This window comes from Halobacterium salinarum DSM 3754, assembly GCF_008124605.1.
GTDB lineage: Archaea > Halobacteriota > Halobacteria > Halobacteriales > Halobacteriaceae > Halobacterium > Halobacterium salinarum.
The window spans coordinates 252,778-267,429 of the sequence record NZ_VRYN01000001.1 but is presented as its reverse complement, the minus strand read 5'-3'; the positions used below and the strand labels follow the sequence as shown (position 1 = coordinate 267,429).

At 68.9% G+C, this 14,652-nt stretch carries 16 protein-coding genes; 7 read left to right on the top strand and 9 right to left on the bottom strand.

Translation table 11 applies throughout. The features are described from left to right. The first annotated feature begins 76 nt into the window (after window positions 1–76). Genes APQ99_RS01430 through APQ99_RS01420 form a run of 3 tightly spaced genes read left to right on the top strand, consistent with a single transcriptional unit; the run spans window position 77 to window position 3,028 of the window. On the top strand, window positions 77–1,738 hold the full coding sequence (locus APQ99_RS01430) for a CTP synthase (RefSeq protein ID WP_010903337.1): 1,662 nt from the start codon (window positions 77–79) through the stop codon (window positions 1,736–1,738). After that, window positions 1,738–2,655: a glutamine-hydrolyzing GMP synthase gene (gene guaA / locus APQ99_RS01425; RefSeq protein ID WP_010903336.1), complete on the top strand. Its 918-nt coding sequence runs from the start codon at window positions 1,738–1,740 to the stop codon at window positions 2,653–2,655. Before APQ99_RS01430 ends, guaA begins: the two co-directional genes overlap by 1 nt. 52 nt (window positions 2,656–2,707) lie before the next feature. Further along, window positions 2,708–3,028: a DUF7126 family protein gene (locus APQ99_RS01420; RefSeq protein ID WP_010903335.1), complete on the top strand. Its 321-nt coding sequence runs from the start codon at window positions 2,708–2,710 to the stop codon at window positions 3,026–3,028. A gap of 38 nt (window positions 3,029–3,066) precedes the next feature. On the opposite strand, the gene APQ99_RS01415 is transcribed toward APQ99_RS01420, so the two are convergent. The 3 genes from APQ99_RS01415 to APQ99_RS01405 are packed head-to-tail and all read right to left on the bottom strand — an operon-like array spanning window position 3,067 to window position 4,668. After that, window positions 3,067–3,294 (bottom strand): hypothetical protein, encoded by a 228-nt coding sequence (locus tag APQ99_RS01415; protein WP_010903334.1) that lies wholly within the window; start codon window positions 3,292–3,294, stop codon window positions 3,067–3,069. Between the two features lie 52 nt (window positions 3,295–3,346). Next, window positions 3,347–4,054 carry a 5-formyltetrahydrofolate cyclo-ligase gene (locus APQ99_RS01410; RefSeq protein ID WP_010903333.1) on the bottom strand — a complete coding sequence of 236 codons (708 nt, stop codon included), beginning with the start codon at window positions 4,052–4,054 and terminating at the stop codon, window positions 3,347–3,349. After that, on the bottom strand, window positions 4,051–4,668 hold the full coding sequence (locus tag APQ99_RS01405) for a MogA/MoaB family molybdenum cofactor biosynthesis protein (protein ID WP_010903332.1): 618 nt from the start codon (window positions 4,666–4,668) through the stop codon (window positions 4,051–4,053). The genes APQ99_RS01410 and APQ99_RS01405 overlap by 4 nt, the downstream gene beginning before the upstream one ends. A gap of 90 nt (window positions 4,669–4,758) precedes the next feature. Here APQ99_RS01405 and APQ99_RS01400 point away from each other — a divergent pair, with 90 nt between their 5' ends. Both APQ99_RS01400 and APQ99_RS01395 read left to right on the top strand, forming a co-directional pair. After that, window positions 4,759–5,802, top strand: a complete 1,044-nt coding sequence (locus tag APQ99_RS01400) for a zinc-binding dehydrogenase (protein WP_010903331.1) — start codon at window positions 4,759–4,761, stop codon at window positions 5,800–5,802. After that, window positions 5,802–6,035, top strand: a complete 234-nt coding sequence (locus APQ99_RS01395; protein WP_010903330.1) for a hypothetical protein — start codon at window positions 5,802–5,804, stop codon at window positions 6,033–6,035. The genes APQ99_RS01400 and APQ99_RS01395 overlap by 1 nt, the downstream gene beginning before the upstream one ends. Before the next feature lie 52 nt (window positions 6,036–6,087). Here APQ99_RS01395 and APQ99_RS01390 read toward each other — a convergent pair whose 3' ends face one another. The 3 genes from APQ99_RS01390 to APQ99_RS01380 are packed head-to-tail and all read right to left on the bottom strand — an operon-like array spanning window position 6,088 to window position 7,628. Then, the gene (locus tag APQ99_RS01390; protein WP_010903329.1) at window positions 6,088–6,498 is read right to left on the bottom strand and encodes a desampylase; all 411 of its coding nucleotides are present in this window, start codon (window positions 6,496–6,498) and stop codon (window positions 6,088–6,090) included. Window positions 6,499–6,545: 47 nt separating this feature from the next. Next, entirely contained in the window at window positions 6,546–7,175 is a 630-nt protein-coding gene (locus APQ99_RS01385; protein ID WP_012289385.1) for an isopentenyl-diphosphate Delta-isomerase, read from the bottom strand. A gap of 39 nt (window positions 7,176–7,214) precedes the next feature. Further along, complete coding sequence (locus APQ99_RS01380) at window positions 7,215–7,628, bottom strand: Lrp/AsnC family transcriptional regulator (RefSeq protein WP_010903327.1); 414 nt, start codon at window positions 7,626–7,628, stop codon at window positions 7,215–7,217. A gap of 97 nt (window positions 7,629–7,725) precedes the next feature. Between APQ99_RS01380 and carA the strand changes: the two genes are divergently transcribed. Then, the gene (carA, locus tag APQ99_RS01375) at window positions 7,726–8,787 is read left to right on the top strand and encodes a glutamine-hydrolyzing carbamoyl-phosphate synthase small subunit (RefSeq protein WP_010903326.1); all 1,062 of its coding nucleotides are present in this window, start codon (window positions 7,726–7,728) and stop codon (window positions 8,785–8,787) included. A gap of 70 nt (window positions 8,788–8,857) precedes the next feature. Here the strand turns inward: carA and carB are convergent, their stop codons facing one another. Continuing rightward, a complete protein-coding gene (carB, locus tag APQ99_RS01370; protein WP_010903325.1) occupies window positions 8,858–11,986 on the bottom strand; it encodes a carbamoyl-phosphate synthase large subunit in 3,129 nt (1,042 codons plus the stop codon). A 290-nt stretch (window positions 11,987–12,276) separates the two neighbouring features. Here carB and APQ99_RS01365 point away from each other — a divergent pair, with 290 nt between their 5' ends. Further along, window positions 12,277–13,581 (top strand): erythromycin esterase family protein, encoded by a 1,305-nt coding sequence (locus tag APQ99_RS01365; protein ID WP_010903324.1) that lies wholly within the window; start codon window positions 12,277–12,279, stop codon window positions 13,579–13,581. Window positions 13,582–13,618: 37 nt separating this feature from the next. Here APQ99_RS01365 and APQ99_RS01360 read toward each other — a convergent pair whose 3' ends face one another. Next, a complete protein-coding gene (locus APQ99_RS01360) occupies window positions 13,619–14,167 on the bottom strand; it encodes a DUF5815 family protein (protein ID WP_010903323.1) in 549 nt (182 codons plus the stop codon). Window positions 14,168–14,224: 57 nt separating this feature from the next. Continuing rightward, window positions 14,225–14,644 carry a DUF7124 domain-containing protein gene (locus APQ99_RS01355; protein ID WP_010903322.1) on the bottom strand — a complete coding sequence of 140 codons (420 nt, stop codon included), beginning with the start codon at window positions 14,642–14,644 and terminating at the stop codon, window positions 14,225–14,227. Window positions 14,645–14,652: the final 8 nt, after the last annotated feature.

Below are 14,652 nucleotides of genomic sequence, written 5' to 3'. Positions count from 1 at the left end.
TAGTCACGTTGTGCCACCTCCTGACGCGCAACGTGCGCTCCGAAACCGTTTTTGCCGCGCCAGCCGCACACACAGTATGCCGACAGAGACCGAATACGACCCCTCTCTGGGGAGCAAGTTCGTGTTCGTGACCGGCGGCGTGATGTCCGGGCTGGGGAAGGGCATCACGGCGGCGAGTCTCGGGCGACTGCTCTCGAACGCGGGGTTCGATGTTACTGCGGTGAAAATCGATCCCTACCTGAACGTCGACGCGGGCACCATGAACCCCTACCAGCACGGGGAGGTGTACGTCCTCGATGACGGTGGGGAGGTTGATCTCGATCTGGGGAACTACGAGCGGTTCCTCGACGAGGACATGACCTCGGATCACAACGTCACCACGGGGAAAGTCTACCAGGACGTCATCGAGCGCGAGCGCTCGGGCGACTACCTCGGGAAGACCGTCCAGATCATCCCGCACGTGACCGACGACATCAAGCGCCGCGTGCGCGAGGCCGCCGAAGGCAGCGACGTCTGCCTGGTGGAGGTCGGCGGCACGGTCGGCGACATCGAGGGGATGCCGTTCCTCGAAGCGCTCCGGCAGTTCAGCCACGAGCAGGACGACGAGGACATCCTGTTCACACACGTGACCCTGGTGCCGTACTCGAAAAACGGCGAGCAGAAAACCAAACCCACACAGCACTCCGTCAAGGAACTTCGGTCGATCGGCCTCCAGCCGGACATCCTGGTCGGGCGCTGCGAGGACCGCCTCGATCCCGACGTGCGCGAGAAGATCGCGCTGTTCTGTGACGTGCCCATGGACGCCGTGTTCTCCAATCCCGACGTGGAGGACATCTACCACGTGCCCCTGACCGTCGAGGAGGAAGGCCTCGACCAGTACGTCATGGAACAGTTCGATATGGTTGAGGACGCCCTGCCGGCCGCCCAGCGGTCGACGGAGTGGCGGGATCTCGTCACCCGCGAGCGCACCGGCGAGGTGGACATCGCGCTCGTCGGCAAGTACGCCCTGGAAGACGCCTACATGAGCATCCACGAGGCGCTCAAGCACGCCAGCCTGGAGGCCGGCGTGGAAGTGAACGTGTTGTGGGTTGACTCCGAGAAGATGCACGACCACCACGAGCGCCGCATCGCCGACGCCGACGGGATCGTCGTCGCCGGCGGGTTCGGCTCGCGTGGCACGGCGGGCAAAATCGACGCCATCCAGCACGCCCGCGAGCACGACGTGCCGTTCCTCGGGCTGTGCCTGGGCTTCCAGCTTGCGGTCGTGGAGTACGCGCGCAACGTTCTCGGGATGACGGGCGCGCACTCCGCGGAGATCGACGAGGACACCGAGTACCCGGTCATCGACCTGCTGCCCGAGCAGTACGACCTCGAAGACCTCGGCGGGACGATGCGGCTGGGCGCACACGAGACCGCCATCGAACCCGGAACCCTGGCCCACGACCTGTACGGCGCCACGTCGTGCACGGAGCGCCACCGCCACCGCTACGAGGTCAACCCCGAGTACATCGACGACCTCACCGCCGACGGCCTGACGTTCTCCGGCGAGGCCGGCAACCGCATGGAGATCGTCGAACACGACGACCACCCGTTCTTCTTCGGGACGCAGTTCCACCCCGAGTATCGGTCGCGGCCGACGCGAGCGAGCCCGCCGTTCGTCGGGCTGCTTGACGCCGTCCTCGAACGGGCGGACGTGGCTCCTGCTGGCAGCGACGCCGACGTGGAGGTGACGAACTGATGGTGGACGTCGACTCCTTCGTCGAGGACGCCCGCGCGGAGATCAGCGAGGCGCTCGGCGACGAGACGGCCATCATCGCGCTGTCCGGCGGCGTCGACTCCTCGACGGCGGCCGCACTGGCCTACGAGGCCGTCGGCGACCAGCTCGTCCCGGTCTACGTCGATACCGGCCTGATGCGGAAGGGCGAAACCGACGAGATCCGGGAGGTCTTCGACTACATGGACAGCCTCCGGGTTGTGGACGCCAGCGACCGCTTCTTCGACGAACTGGCCGGCGTCACCGACCCCGAGGAGAAGCGCCACGCCATCGGCGAGCAGTTCATCCGGGAGTTCGAGACGGTCGCCGAGGAGGTCGACGCCACCCAGCTCGTGCAGGGCACCATCTACCCCGACCGCATCGAGAGCGAGGGCACGATCAAGAGCCACCACAACGTCGGCGGGCTGCCCGAGCGCGTCGGTTTCGAGGGGATCGTGGAGCCGATGCGCGACCTCTACAAGGACGAGGTGCGGGAGGTCGCGCGCCACCTCGGCCTCGAAGAGATCATCAGCGAGCGCATGCCGTTCCCGGGCCCCGGGCTCGCGGTGCGCGTCATCGGTGAGGTCACCCCTGAGAAGGTCGCGGTCTGTCGGGAGGCCACCCACATCGTCGAGGACGAACTCGAAGCCTACGAGCCGTGGCAGGCGTTCGCCGCCGTACTCGGCCGCGCCACCGGCGTCAAGGGCGACAACCGGGTGCACGGCCACGTCGTCGCCGTGCGGTCCGTCGAGTCACGGGACGGCATGACCGCACGCGCCCAGGAACTGGAGTGGGAGACCCTCCAGCGGCTACAGTCACGCATCGCCGGCACCATCGACGAGGTGTCGCGGGTCGTCTACGACGTGACCCACAAGCCGCCGGCGACGATCGAATACGAGTAACCCGCCCCCGCGACTCGGCAGGTTCTTGAACGCGCCGCCCCCAGCTACCAGCATGCACGCACTCGTCGTCGGTGGCGCTGGCACCGACATCGCGGACGCGCTCGAAGCTGAGGGCGTCGACGTGACCCGCCTCGAAGGCGTGGTGTCCGGCGACCGCCTCGAAGACGCCGGCGTCGCGGACGCCGACCTGTTGGTGGTCGCGGACAGCAACGAGGCGACCGCGGTCCCGGTCGCCCACGAGCACAACCCCGACATCCGAACTGTCGCGTACACGGGCGACGGCGTCCCCGAGTTCATCAAGGGCGTCCTGGATCTGACCGTCGATCCCGCCCTGTTGGACGCCACCGCGGTCGCCGAAGAGCTGGCTGCCTAACTCCTCTCCCGACGGTTTCGGGCTGTGACACGGGCGTCTCACAGCGAGAGCGCCAGCGGCCGCCCGGGGTGGGCGTCGGCGGGGTCGTCGACGGCGGCCGACACCGGGCTGACGTGCTCCCAGCAGACGAACGTCTCGACCCGCCCCGGTTCGTACAGGAAGTAGTCCGCGGGCTTCGGGCAGCGGTCGCAGATGGGGTCGCCCTCGCAGCCGTCGAGCGCCGCCGACAGCGCCGCCGGAGCACCGTCGTCGTGTGAACCCGACATACATGCCAGGTACGGCGCGCTCCCACTTGAAATTCGGCCCCGTGGGACGGACCTACGGCGAGCGACGGTCCAACACCGGGATCTCCGCCAGGCGCTGCTCGTCCAGTGCGTCCCAGTCGATGCCACTGGGCGTGTCATCCTCGTGGGTGGTGGTGATCGTTCGGTCCGGCGTGACCACGTACTCCATCGGCACGTCGTGGGCGGCGGTCGGCACAGCGTCGTCGACGACCTGGCGCTCGTGGACGGTCGTCACAGTCGCGGTGTCGTCGTCGACGCGCCCGAACGCCCGCAGCAGCGCGAACTCCAGGTCGCTGTACCCCTCCCCTTTCCCGACGCGCTCGCCGCGGTCGGTGACCGCGACGCTCCCCGACACGATGAGGTCGATGGGATCGACGTCCCCGGGACCGACCGGGTCGCCGTACTCCTCGATCCCCGACACCGTCGTGGCGGCGTCGATGTCGTCGATGGTCGTTGGGTCGAGGCGCAGGAAACACTCCTCGTCGCGCAGCCGCGGCACCGCCGCGTACAGTGTCTTCCCCGCGCGCAGCGCCGCCCGCCGCACCGGCAGCTGGGGGGCGTCGGGGTTCGCCTTCACGGTCTCAGCGCGCTGCCACACGTCCGTTTCGGTGAGGCGGGCGGCGGCCTCATCGGCACCGGCGTAGTTCGGGATGCGGCCGTGTGGCGGGAACGGGAACCGCGCCACGCCGCTGTCTTCGAGGTCGTCCCAGACGCGCTCTCGGAGGCGGTATTTGTCCGTCATGCGTCAGTGTTGTGGCCGGCTAGTCCGGCGAGGTGCGCAAGCTCGGGCAGAATGATTTCGTCGGTCCCCAGCGTGGCCGCGTGCTCGCTGCCCGGCAGGCAGAACACGAGCGTCCCGCCGACCACGCCGCCGGTGGCCCGCGACCCGATGATCTTGGTGCCGATGTCCGCGGCCGACCGCCGCCGGAACTCCTCGCCGAACCCCGGCAACTCCATGTCGAACAACGGGCGGGCGGCGTCGACGGTCACGTCGTCGGGGGTCACGCCGGTTCCGCCGGTCGTGATCACGGCAGCCACGTCGTCACGTCCCGTGAGATTGTCGAGTGCGCCCTGCACGCGGTCGTACCGGTCGGTCACCAGCTCCCGCGTCGCCACTTCGTGGCCGGCCGCCTCGACGGCCGCGACGACGGCGTCGCCGGCCGGGTCGTCGGACAGCGACCGCGACGACGACACCGTCACCACGGCGACGCCGACCTGCGAGACGTCGTCGTCGTGGTGGGCGTCAGTGGAGTCCTCGTTGTCGGGGGTGGACTCCGCCGTGCCGTCATCGCTGCTCTCTGCAGCGTCGTCGTCGTCATCGTTGCGCCGCGTGTTCCGCGACTGAAAGTCGACCATACATCCACGTGGGCGGCCACAGTGATAAGACTGTGAGCCTGCGCGTCGCCGGGGCGTACAGTTTTGCCGTGGGGGAGCGACCACGCCGATATGCAGGCAGTCACCTTCGACGGCCACGGCGGCACCGGCGTGATCGACTACCGGACGGTCCCGGAGCCCGATCTCGGGGCCGACGACGTGCTCGTGGACGTGCGCGCCGGCGCACTCAACCACCTCGACGTGTGGACGCGTCGCGGCATGCCGGGGATCGACCTCTCGATGCCACACGTCCCCGGCAGCGACGCCGCCGGCGTGGTCTCGGCGGTCGGGGCGTCGGTGACCCGGTTCGAACCCGGGGATCGGGTGGCGGTGCTCGCGGGAGTCTCGTGTGGGCAGTGTGAGTTCTGCCGGCACGGCGAGCCCGCGCTGTGCGCGTCGTTTCGGGTGCTCGGCGAGCACGTGCCGGGCGTGCACAGCGAGCGCGCGGCGGTCCCGGCGGACAACCTGATCGCCGTGCCCGAGCACGTCGACTGGGAGACGGCAGCGGCCGCACCGCTGGTGTTCCAGACGGCGTGGCGCATGCTCAACACGCGGGCGGACGTGTCCCCCGGGGAGTCCGTGCTCGTGCTCGGTGCCAGCGGCGGCGTCGGGCACGCCGCCGTCCAGATCGCCGCCCACGCCGGGGCCGAGGTGTTCGCGACGGCGAGCACCGAGCAGAAGCTCCAGTACGCCGCGGAGCTCGGTGCCGACCACGTCGTGAACTACACCGAGACGAACTTCGCCGACGAAATTCGCGCGCGAACCGGCAAGCGCGGCGTCGACGTCGTCGTCGATCACGTCGGCGAGGCGACCTGGGACGACTCCCTGCGCTCTCTCGCGAAGGGCGGCCGTCTGGTCACCTGTGGGGCGACCACCGGCGGCCGCCCGGAGACCAACGTCCAGCGCGTGTTCTGGAACCAACTGGACATCCTCGGGTCGACGATGGCGACGCCGGGCGAGGCCGACGCCGCCCTCGAACACGTCTGGGACGGCACCTTCGACGTCCGGATCAGGGACGTGCTCCCGATGCGTGAGACTGCCCGCGCCCACGAACTGCTGGAGAACCGAGAGGGCTTTGGGAAAGTAGTCGTTAAACCGGACAACGAACTCGACTGATGGTCCAGACCCACGAACCCCAGGAGGCCGCCGGTACAGACGACATGAGCAAGCGGTCCCAGTGGCTACTCGTCGCCGCGCTCGCCGTTTGCGGGCTGGCTGCGCCCGCGTTCATCTACTGGGCCGGCGCGGGCAGCTTCGGGCTGGGGTTCCGTGACACCTACCTCACGATCCCGATGATTCCCGCCGTCCTCTTGGGTGTGGTCGGCGTCTGGACGGCCGTTCGGGGCTGACCCGACGGTCGCGGCCACGCTTCGACCGGCACGGGATCGGCCGGCTTCCCGTTTAGCGCACGGCGACCGCCTGGCGCTCGAACGCCTCGCCGGTCCACAGCCACGCGTCCAGTATCGGCGGCCGCGCCGCCAGCGACGCCACGACGTACACACGGTCGGGCCACTGGGCGTGCTCGCGGTCGGTCGCGCTCGGCCGGCCCGGCCCGACCGGGTGGCTGTGATAGAACCCCACGACCTCCCGACCGACTGCGGCGGCCTCGTCGAACACTGCCAGCGTCGCCTCGGGGTCCAGCTCGTACCGCACGCGGGGCGCGTCAGCGACGTTCGGCACCCGTCGGACCGCCGTCACGCGCCGCAGGTCGCCGTCGCGCTCGCCGACGAACACGCCACACGCCTCACGGGGCGTGTCCGCCTGTGCGTGATCGAGCACTGAGTCATAGCCCTCCCTCGTGAGGACGAACACGGCTCGCGTTTGGCACGCCAGTACAAAAGTCGCGGTGGTGTGTGGGATTACGCCCGGGTGCCGTCGGGGACGGGGTCGGCGTCGCCCTCGAAGTCCCGCCGCATTGCGATCTCGAACCACGGGCACAGCCGGAGCTGGCGGTAATACCGGGGGTTCTCGTAGAGGTCTTCGTAGTCGACCCACATCGCGCCGCCGACCTCCTCGGGGTCGCGGTCGAAGCTGGTGTCGTGCAGCGTCGCCTGCAGGACCGCACAGACCTCCCATTCCAGGCCCTCGTCGAGGTAGCGGCGCTTGTATTCGAACCGGTCGGTGATCTCCAACTTGTCGTACTGGTGTGGTTCGATCCCGAGCTCTTCGGCGAGGCGCTGGCGGGTCGCGTCCACCTGGCTCTGCCCCTCGATGGGATGGCTGGCGACCGTGCCGTCCCAGTGTGTGTCCCAGAGGCGCTTGCGGTCGGCGCGCTGGGCCAGCAGCACGCGGCCGTCCTCGTCGAACAGCAGACACGTGAACGCGCGATGCCGGACGCCGTCGCCGGTGTGCGCGTCGAGGCGGTTGGCCAGCCCCGTGCGCTCGTCGTCGGGGGTGACTGCGATCACGTCCTGCGTGGCGTTTTCGGCGGTCTCGTCCTCGCGGTCGGTCTTCCCCGACCCGGGGCTGCTTCGGTCGGCTTCGCTCATGCTGTCACGCATGACCACCCTGCCTAATAGCGCTTCGACTCACCCCAGCTTCTCGTCGAGGATCAGCCGCGTGCGCGTGGACACCACCACGTCCTGCTCGCGGGCTCGCCGCATCAGATCGTTGACGCCGCTGGTGTCGGCGGCGTCCACGATGAGCACGATGTCGTCTTCCCCCGAGACCTGCCACACGAAGTCGACGGCGTCCCACTCGACCATTCGGTCACCCACCACGTGGGTGTCGGCGTCCATCGCGACCCCGATCTCGATCATCGCCTTGACGTTCCCCGTCGAGGTCGACACCGTGAACCGCTCGATGACGCCGTCGTCGACGAGCTGGTCGACGCGGTTTCGGATGGTGCCCTCGCTGACGCCGATGTCGTCGGCGATCTCCGTGTAGGGGGTGCGGGCGTCGCGCCGCAGCGTGTCGAGGATCTGCTGGTCGATGTCGTCCATGACTGGTGTTGTGCCACGCACCGCAAAAGAGTTACGAATTTCGTAACTAAGCTACGAAGAAAAGATTTATACTCGGCGAATACGTGGCAATGTCGTAATGTCCGACGCGTACCTCGCGCTCGAAACCGGCGACGTGGTCGAAGCCACAGCCCGCGCCCCGGGGATGGCGCGCGGCGAACTCGTCTTCACCACCGCGTACACCGGCTACGAGGAGAGCCTCACCGACCCGTCCTACGAAGCCCAAGTGCTCACGTTCGCCTACCCCCTCATCGGCAACTACGGCGTCCGTCCCGAACGCACCGAATCCGACCGCGTTCACCCCAGCGCCGTCGTCGCCCGCGAGCTCACCGACGACGTGGCCGACTGGCTGCGCACCGAGGGCGTGCCCGCCGTCGACGGCATCGACACCCGCGACCTCGTGTTGGACATCCGCGACGGCGGCGCGATGCAGGTCGGCATCGCCGCCGGCCCCGACGCCAGCCCCGCCACCGCCCGCGCCCAACTCGCCGACTGCCCACGGCTCTCGGCCCGCACGGAGATCGGCGCCCACGTCAGCGTCGACACCGCCGAAACCCACGGCAACGGCGACACCACCGTCGCGCTCGTCGACTGCGGCGCGAAACGCTCCATCATCGACGCGTTCGTCGCCCGCGGCGCGACCGTCCACCGGCTCCCCTACGACGCCACGCCCGCCGACATCGCTGCCGTCGACCCCGATCTGCTGTTCATCTCCAACGGCCCCGGCGACCCCGCGAACTTCGACGCGGCCGAACACCTCGTCGACGAGTACATCGGCACCGTCCCCATCGCCGGCATCTGCCTGGGTCAACAGATCGTCGCCCGCGCGCTCGGCGGCGACACCGAGAAAATGGACTTCGGCCACCGTGGCGTCAACCAGCCGGTCCTCGACCACGACTCCGGGCGCGTCGTCATGACCACACAGAACCACGGCTATACCGTCGCCGACCCCGGCGACCTCACCGTCACGCAAGTCAACGTCAACGACGGCACGCCCGAGGCGCTTGACTCCGCGCCCCTCGACGTTCTCACCCGCCAGTACCACCCCGAAGCCAACCCCGGCCCCCACGACACGCGCGGGTTCTTCGACGACGTGCTCGCGATGGCTGACGCGTCCTACACGCCCGCCACCGCTGACTGAGGCCGCCCCAGCGCCCCTCGTTTCTCGGCTCTCAACACGCCACCGGCCGGGTCTCACCCCGTGCGACCGGTCACCCCCACGTCTCGTCGTTGACCGGCCGGTCGGCGACCGGCATGGCCTCACGGGCACCGTCGGCCGCCGCGATCCCCTCACGCATCGCCTCCGCGGCCGCCACCGTGGAGACGTACGGGATCTCGGCCTCGACAGCCGCGGTCAGCGCGTCGCGGTCGTCGCTGACGAGGAACTCGACCTCGCCGCGACGGATCGCCGCCGGCACGTCTTTGACCGTCACGACCTCGAACCGCTCGCCAAGCCCCTCGACCAGAAGGTCGACGACCGCCGTCGACCCGGGTACGGGTGCGTTGGACGCCGCCACCTGGGCCTTCCAGTAGGCCATCCCCGGATCGCTGGCGGTGCCCATCACCTCGCCCGTGGACTTCATCTCCGGGCCGAGGCGCGGATCCGACCCCGGAAGCCGGTCGAACGGCAACACCACCTCTTTGACGCTGTACTGCTCGGGTACGCCCTCGCTTGCGTCGAGGTCGGCCAGCGACTCGCCGGCCATCACCTTCGCCGCGAGCTTCGCGATCGGGACGCCGGTCGCCTTCGAGACGAACGGAACGGTGCGCGAGCTCCGCGGGTTCGCTTCGAGGACGTACACTTCGCCGTCCTGGACGGCGAGTTGGACGTTCAACAGTCCCACCGTGTCCAGCGCCCGCGCGATCTCGGTGGTGACCTCCCGAACCCGCGCGAGGATGTCGTCGCCGAGCCCTCGTGGCGGAATCACGCACGCCGAGTCCCCGGAGTGGACACCCGCGCTCTCGATGTGCTCCATCACGCCGCCCACCAGCACGTCCTCGCCGTCGCTGACGGCGTCCACGTCGAGCTCGACGGCGTCGGCGAGGAACTCGTCGACGAGAACCGGCTTCTCGGGGCTGACCCGGACGGCCTCCTCGACGTAGCGGCGGAGCTCGTCGTCGTCGTGCACGATCTCCATCGCGCGCCCACCGAGCACGTAGCTCGGGCGAACCAACACCGGATATCCGACCTCGGCGGCGAGCTCCAGCGCGCCCGCCACACTGGTCGCAGACCCCCCGTCGGGCTGGCTGATGTCGCGCTCGTCGAGCAGCCGATTGAAGCGGTCGCGGTCCTCCGCGAGATCCATCGCGTCCACGTCCGTCCCCATGATCTCACAGTCGAGGCCGCGGCGCTCCAGCTCGGCTTCGAGGGGCGCGCCCACGTCCACGCTGGTCTGGCCGCCGAACTGCACCATCACGCCGTCGGCGTTCGTCGCCTCCACGACGTCCGCGACCTCCTCCGCCGTGATCGGCTCGAAGAACAGCCCGTCGGAGGTGTCGTAGTCCGTCGACACCGTCTCCGGGTTGTTGTTCACCACGTGGGCGTCGATGCCCGCCTCGCGGAGCGCGCGCACGGCGTGCACCGTACAGTAGTCGAACTCCACGCCCTGCCCGATGCGGATGGGGCCGCCCCCGACGATGACCACGCTGTGGGCGTCCCGGTCGGCCCGCACGTCGCTTCCCGTCGATCCCTGCGAGCGCGCCGAGTAGTAGTACGGCGTCGAGGCCGCGAACTCGCCCGCACAGGTGTCGACCTGCTTGAACGTCCGCTCGGGGGCTGTCGCCGCCACGTCGTCGACGGCCACGTCACCGCCATCCGACGCCAACGCCGCGACCGCGCTGTTCGTGTACCCGAGCGCGGCCGGCGTCGCAACGTCGCCCTCGCTTGCGGCCGCGGAGGCCGCGGCGACGTTCTGGAAGCGCTGCAGATACCACTCCCGGAAGCCCGTGTGGTCGTTCACGTCGCCGACAGTGAACCCGCGCTCGAACGCCTCGAAGACGGCGTAGGGCCGGTCGGGACTCGGGCGTTGGAGGTAGTCGGCGGCGAGTTCGTCGTCGCTGACGGTCGCCCAGTCGACGCTCGGATCGTACTCGCTGGAGCGCAGCGCCTTCAGCAGGCTCTCCTCGAAGGTGCGCCCGATGGCCATCGCCTCCCCCGTGGACTTCATCGCCGTCGACAGCTCGAAGTCCACCTCGGGGAACTTGTCGTTTGGCCACCGGGGCACTTTCGTCACCACGTAGTCGATGGCCGGCTCGAAGGCCGCCGTGGTCTGGCCGGTGATCTCGTTGTCGATCTCGTGGAGGCGCTTGCCGAGCGCGACCTTCGCGGTGACCCGCGCGATGGGGTAGCCGGTCGCCTTCGACGCCAGCGCCGAGGACCGCGAGACGCGCGGGTTGACCTCGACGACCCGGTACTCGCCGCCGGGCGTGCCGTCGTCGCGCCACGCGAACTGGATGTTGCAGCCGCCCTGGATGCCCAACTCGCGGATGACCGCGACGGCGGCGTTGCGCATCTCCTGGTGGCCGTCGTCCGGGATGATCTGGCTGGGCGTGACGACCGTGGACTCGCCGGTGTGGATGCCCATCGGGTCGATGTTCTCCATGTTGCAGACGATGATGCAGGAGTCGCCGGCGTCCCGCATCACCTCGTACTCCAGTTCGACCCACCCGGTGATGGACTCCGTGACCAGCACCTCGGCGTTCCGCGAGAGCCGCAGGCCCGTGCGCACCCGGTCCACGAGCGCCTCGAAGTCGTGGACGACACCGGAGCCGCTGCCGCCCAGCGTGTACGTCGTCCGCGCGATCACCGGCAGCCCGCCGACCGCCTCGACCGCGTCGTCGACGCGCTCTCGCAGCGCCCCCTCGTCGATGTCCGTTGCCGTCTCGTCGTCGCCGAGCGCGATGGTCGTCGAGGCCGGCACCGGCTGGCCGAGGTCCGCCATGCGCTGGCGGAACAGGTCGCGGTCCTCGGTCGCGTAGATGGTGTCCAACGGCGTCCCCATCACGTCGACGTCGTGTTCGTCGAGGACGCCCTGCTCGGCCAGCGCTGCCGTGACGTTCAGGCCGGTCTGGCCGCCCAGCCCGGCGATGACGCCGTCGGGGTCCTCCTGCTCGATGACCTCGGCGATGGCGTCGGGCTCGATGGGCTCGATGTAGACCGCGTCGGCCATCTCGGGGTCGGTCATGATGGTCGCTGGGTTGGAGTTCACGAGCACAACCCGCGCGCCCTCCTCCTGGAGCGCGCGACAAGCCTGCGCGCCCGAGTAGTCGAACTCCGCTGCCTGGCCGATCTGGATGGGGCCGCTCCCGATGAGCAGTATCGTCCGGCTGTCCTCGGTCATGTGTTACCCAGCTAGCGTACGGTCATCGTAATAAATCACACGGACTCGTTCGACTATCGGAATCAAGTTGCGAATATCGTAGAATTGACCTCGTGACGATGAGTCGGATCTCACCACGCTACCCAAACGGCTTTACCTTGTACCCGTGACACCTACGCGATGAAAGTCGCTCGTTGGTAACGTTGGGGTCGCCCCGCCGGGCCCGCACGGCGCGGTAGCACCGGCCACCCGTGTTCTCACCCGCCCAGCGACGGCTACCGTGGCCGCAGTAACACCACACACCACCGACGATGACAGACGACACCACCACGACGACGGCACAGCACACCGACCGAACCACCGCACTCGCAGCCCACGCGACCGAACTGCACGGAACAGACCCCACCAGGCCCATTGACGACCTCGACGCACTCCGCGCCCACCTCACCGACGCCCGGTTCGTCGGCCTCGGTGAGGTTACCCACGGGACTCGCGAGTGCTTCCAATTCAAACACCGGATCGTCCGATTCCTCGTCGACGCGCTCGGCTGCCGGGCGTTCGCGCTCGAAGCCAACTTCTCGGAGACGCTCGCCATCGACGACTACGTCGTCCACGGGGACGGCGACCCACGCGAGGCACTCGACGGCATCTACTTCTGGACGTGGAACGTCGAGAGCGTCCTCGCGCTCGTGGAGTGGCTGCGCGCGTTCAACGCCGACCGCCCCGTCGGCGACCGGGTTCGGTTCTTCGGCGTGGACGCCCAGTACACGCAGGGCGCGGTCGATGCGCTCCGCGCGTTCTTCGACACAGTGGACCCCGCGTTCCTCGGCACCGTGCGTGGCAACCTCGACGAAGCCGCCGACGACGGCACCCCACCACAGCAAGACGACGCGATCGACACGCAGGTCGCCGCAGTAGACCGCCTCGCTCCTCGAATTCGGAACCGCCTCGATGCGCACCGCACCGAATACGCCGCCGAAACCAGCGCCGACCGCGTGGCACTCGCACGACGGCACTGCCGCGTGCTCGAACAGGCGACCGAACGCAAACGCCACTTTCCCGACGCCCTCCGGGAGGCCGACACGCTGACCCACGCACGAGTCCGGGACGAAGCGATGGCCGAGAACGCCGAGTGGGTGCGGGAGTTCACCGGCACCGACATCCTTCCGGTCTGGGCACACGACGCGCACATCGCCCGCACCGGCCTCCAGTACGGCGAGCGCGTCCCCTCGCTCGGCCAGCACCTCGCCGCCCGCCACGGCGACGACTACTGGGCGATCGGGTCCGCCTTCGCGCGCGGCGGTTTCCAGGCCATCGACACTGCCGAAGACACCGAGAACGAACTCATCGGCCACGAACTCGACGACCCGCTGGACGACACCATCGAAACGGCGCTGGATGACGCAGTCGGCTCGCCCGCCGTGCTGTCGCTCCGACAGGCCCGAGCGGACGACCGGTTGGCCGGCTGGCTCGCCGAACGGCCCCATTTCCAGACCGGCGCAACGTTCGACCCGACCAGCCCCGCAGCCGAACTCGTCACGTACGATTACACCGTCGCCTTTGACGCGCTCGCGTTCCTCCCCGAGACGACCCGGGCGCGGCCGCTCGACGAGTAGCCGGCTGACTGGCACCGACGGCGACGAGAGCAGCGGCTCAGACCGCCGTGTCGTACTCGTCCTCGAAGTCCCGCTGCTCGCGGTAGATGGCCACGAACTCCTCGACGTCGAACGCCTCCAGTTGCTCCTGGAACTCCGTCTTCGAGGACTCCACCTCAGCGTGGCTGACGGCGTGGTCCATCAGCTCCACGACGAGCTCGACGACGACCCGGTGGAGTTCGCGGGCGTCGAGGTCCGTCACCCAACACATCGCGTACCCAACGCTGCCGTTCTCGCTGGCGTCGATAGCGGTGATATCCTCGGGCAGCTCTTCGAGCACGGCCCCCATCAAGTGCGGGGTGCCGAACTCCTCGAAGTCGTCGCCGTCAGCCGGCTCAACGGCGTCCTTGAGCACGTCCACGATGGATTCTGGCACCCACCGCGACGGCGGATGCATATCCATCACGACGGCGTGTGTGTCGCCACACGCACACGCGTAGTTCCGCATCCCCATGTCGAAATCCTTCATGTGCGCTTGTTCACCACACGGCAGGTCCACCCAGTCGTCGTCGGCTTGCTCCGTTCCGGGGACGCGTGGCTCCGTCATCGTGTGGGTGTTGGCGTCGGCACCGAATAAGCGCCGCGGACCGCGCCCGGACAGGGGCTACGGCCAGTCGTCGCGCTCGGGCTCGTCGGGCATCGGGTCGGGCTCGTCTGCCTCGGCGATCTCCCAGTCGGCGTTCTCCGCGGCGGCCTCCAGGGTGAGATACTCCCAGTCGACCCGCTCGGCGAGCTCGCGGTCCTCGTCGTCGATCCCGACGAAAACGTGTCGCTCCGTGTCGAACTGCTCTTTGACCGACTGGAGGCTGTCGGCGCGGCTCTTCGGCCCGGAGAAGAAGTCCTGACGGATGCGCCGCTTGCGGGTGAAGTTGGTGACGACGTAGGTCGGCTCGTCGGAGACCACGCCGACGTACTCGGTCCACTGGCGAGCGCCGGCGAACGCGGTCCCGGGTTTGGCGAGCTGCTTGAGTGCAGACAGCTCGAAGGCGAGTGTCATGTCCGTGCTCCCGCCGGATTGGCTCATGCCGGGGA

Coding starts and splice junctions, on each gene's coding strand:
- APQ99_RS01410 (WP_010903333.1), bottom strand. CDS start 4,054: ATGACGGACAAATACCGCCTCCGAGAGCGCGTCTGGGACGACCTCGAA.
- guaA (WP_010903336.1), top strand. CDS start 1,738: ATGGTGGACGTCGACTCCTTCGTCGAGGACGCCCGCGCGGAGATCAGC.
- APQ99_RS01355 (WP_010903322.1), bottom strand. CDS start 14,644: ATGAGCCAATCCGGCGGGAGCACGGACATGACACTCGCCTTCGAGCTG.
- APQ99_RS01430 (WP_010903337.1), top strand. CDS start 77: ATGCCGACAGAGACCGAATACGACCCCTCTCTGGGGAGCAAGTTCGTG.
- APQ99_RS01360 (WP_010903323.1), bottom strand. CDS start 14,167: ATGACGGAGCCACGCGTCCCCGGAACGGAGCAAGCCGACGACGACTGG.
- APQ99_RS01400 (WP_010903331.1), top strand. CDS start 4,759: ATGCAGGCAGTCACCTTCGACGGCCACGGCGGCACCGGCGTGATCGAC.
- APQ99_RS01420 (WP_010903335.1), top strand. CDS start 2,708: ATGCACGCACTCGTCGTCGGTGGCGCTGGCACCGACATCGCGGACGCG.
- APQ99_RS01395 (WP_010903330.1), top strand. CDS start 5,802: ATGGTCCAGACCCACGAACCCCAGGAGGCCGCCGGTACAGACGACATG.
- carB (WP_010903325.1), bottom strand. CDS start 11,986: ATGACCGAGGACAGCCGGACGATACTGCTCATCGGGAGCGGCCCCATC.
- APQ99_RS01380 (WP_010903327.1), bottom strand. CDS start 7,628: ATGGACGACATCGACCAGCAGATCCTCGACACGCTGCGGCGCGACGCC.
- carA (WP_010903326.1), top strand. CDS start 7,726: ATGTCCGACGCGTACCTCGCGCTCGAAACCGGCGACGTGGTCGAAGCC.
- APQ99_RS01405 (WP_010903332.1), bottom strand. CDS start 4,668: ATGGTCGACTTTCAGTCGCGGAACACGCGGCGCAACGATGACGACGAC.
- APQ99_RS01415 (WP_010903334.1), bottom strand. CDS start 3,294: ATGTCGGGTTCACACGACGACGGTGCTCCGGCGGCGCTGTCGGCGGCG.
- APQ99_RS01365 (WP_010903324.1), top strand. CDS start 12,277: ATGACAGACGACACCACCACGACGACGGCACAGCACACCGACCGAACC.
- APQ99_RS01385 (WP_012289385.1), bottom strand. CDS start 7,175: ATGAGCGAAGCCGACCGAAGCAGCCCCGGGTCGGGGAAGACCGACCGC.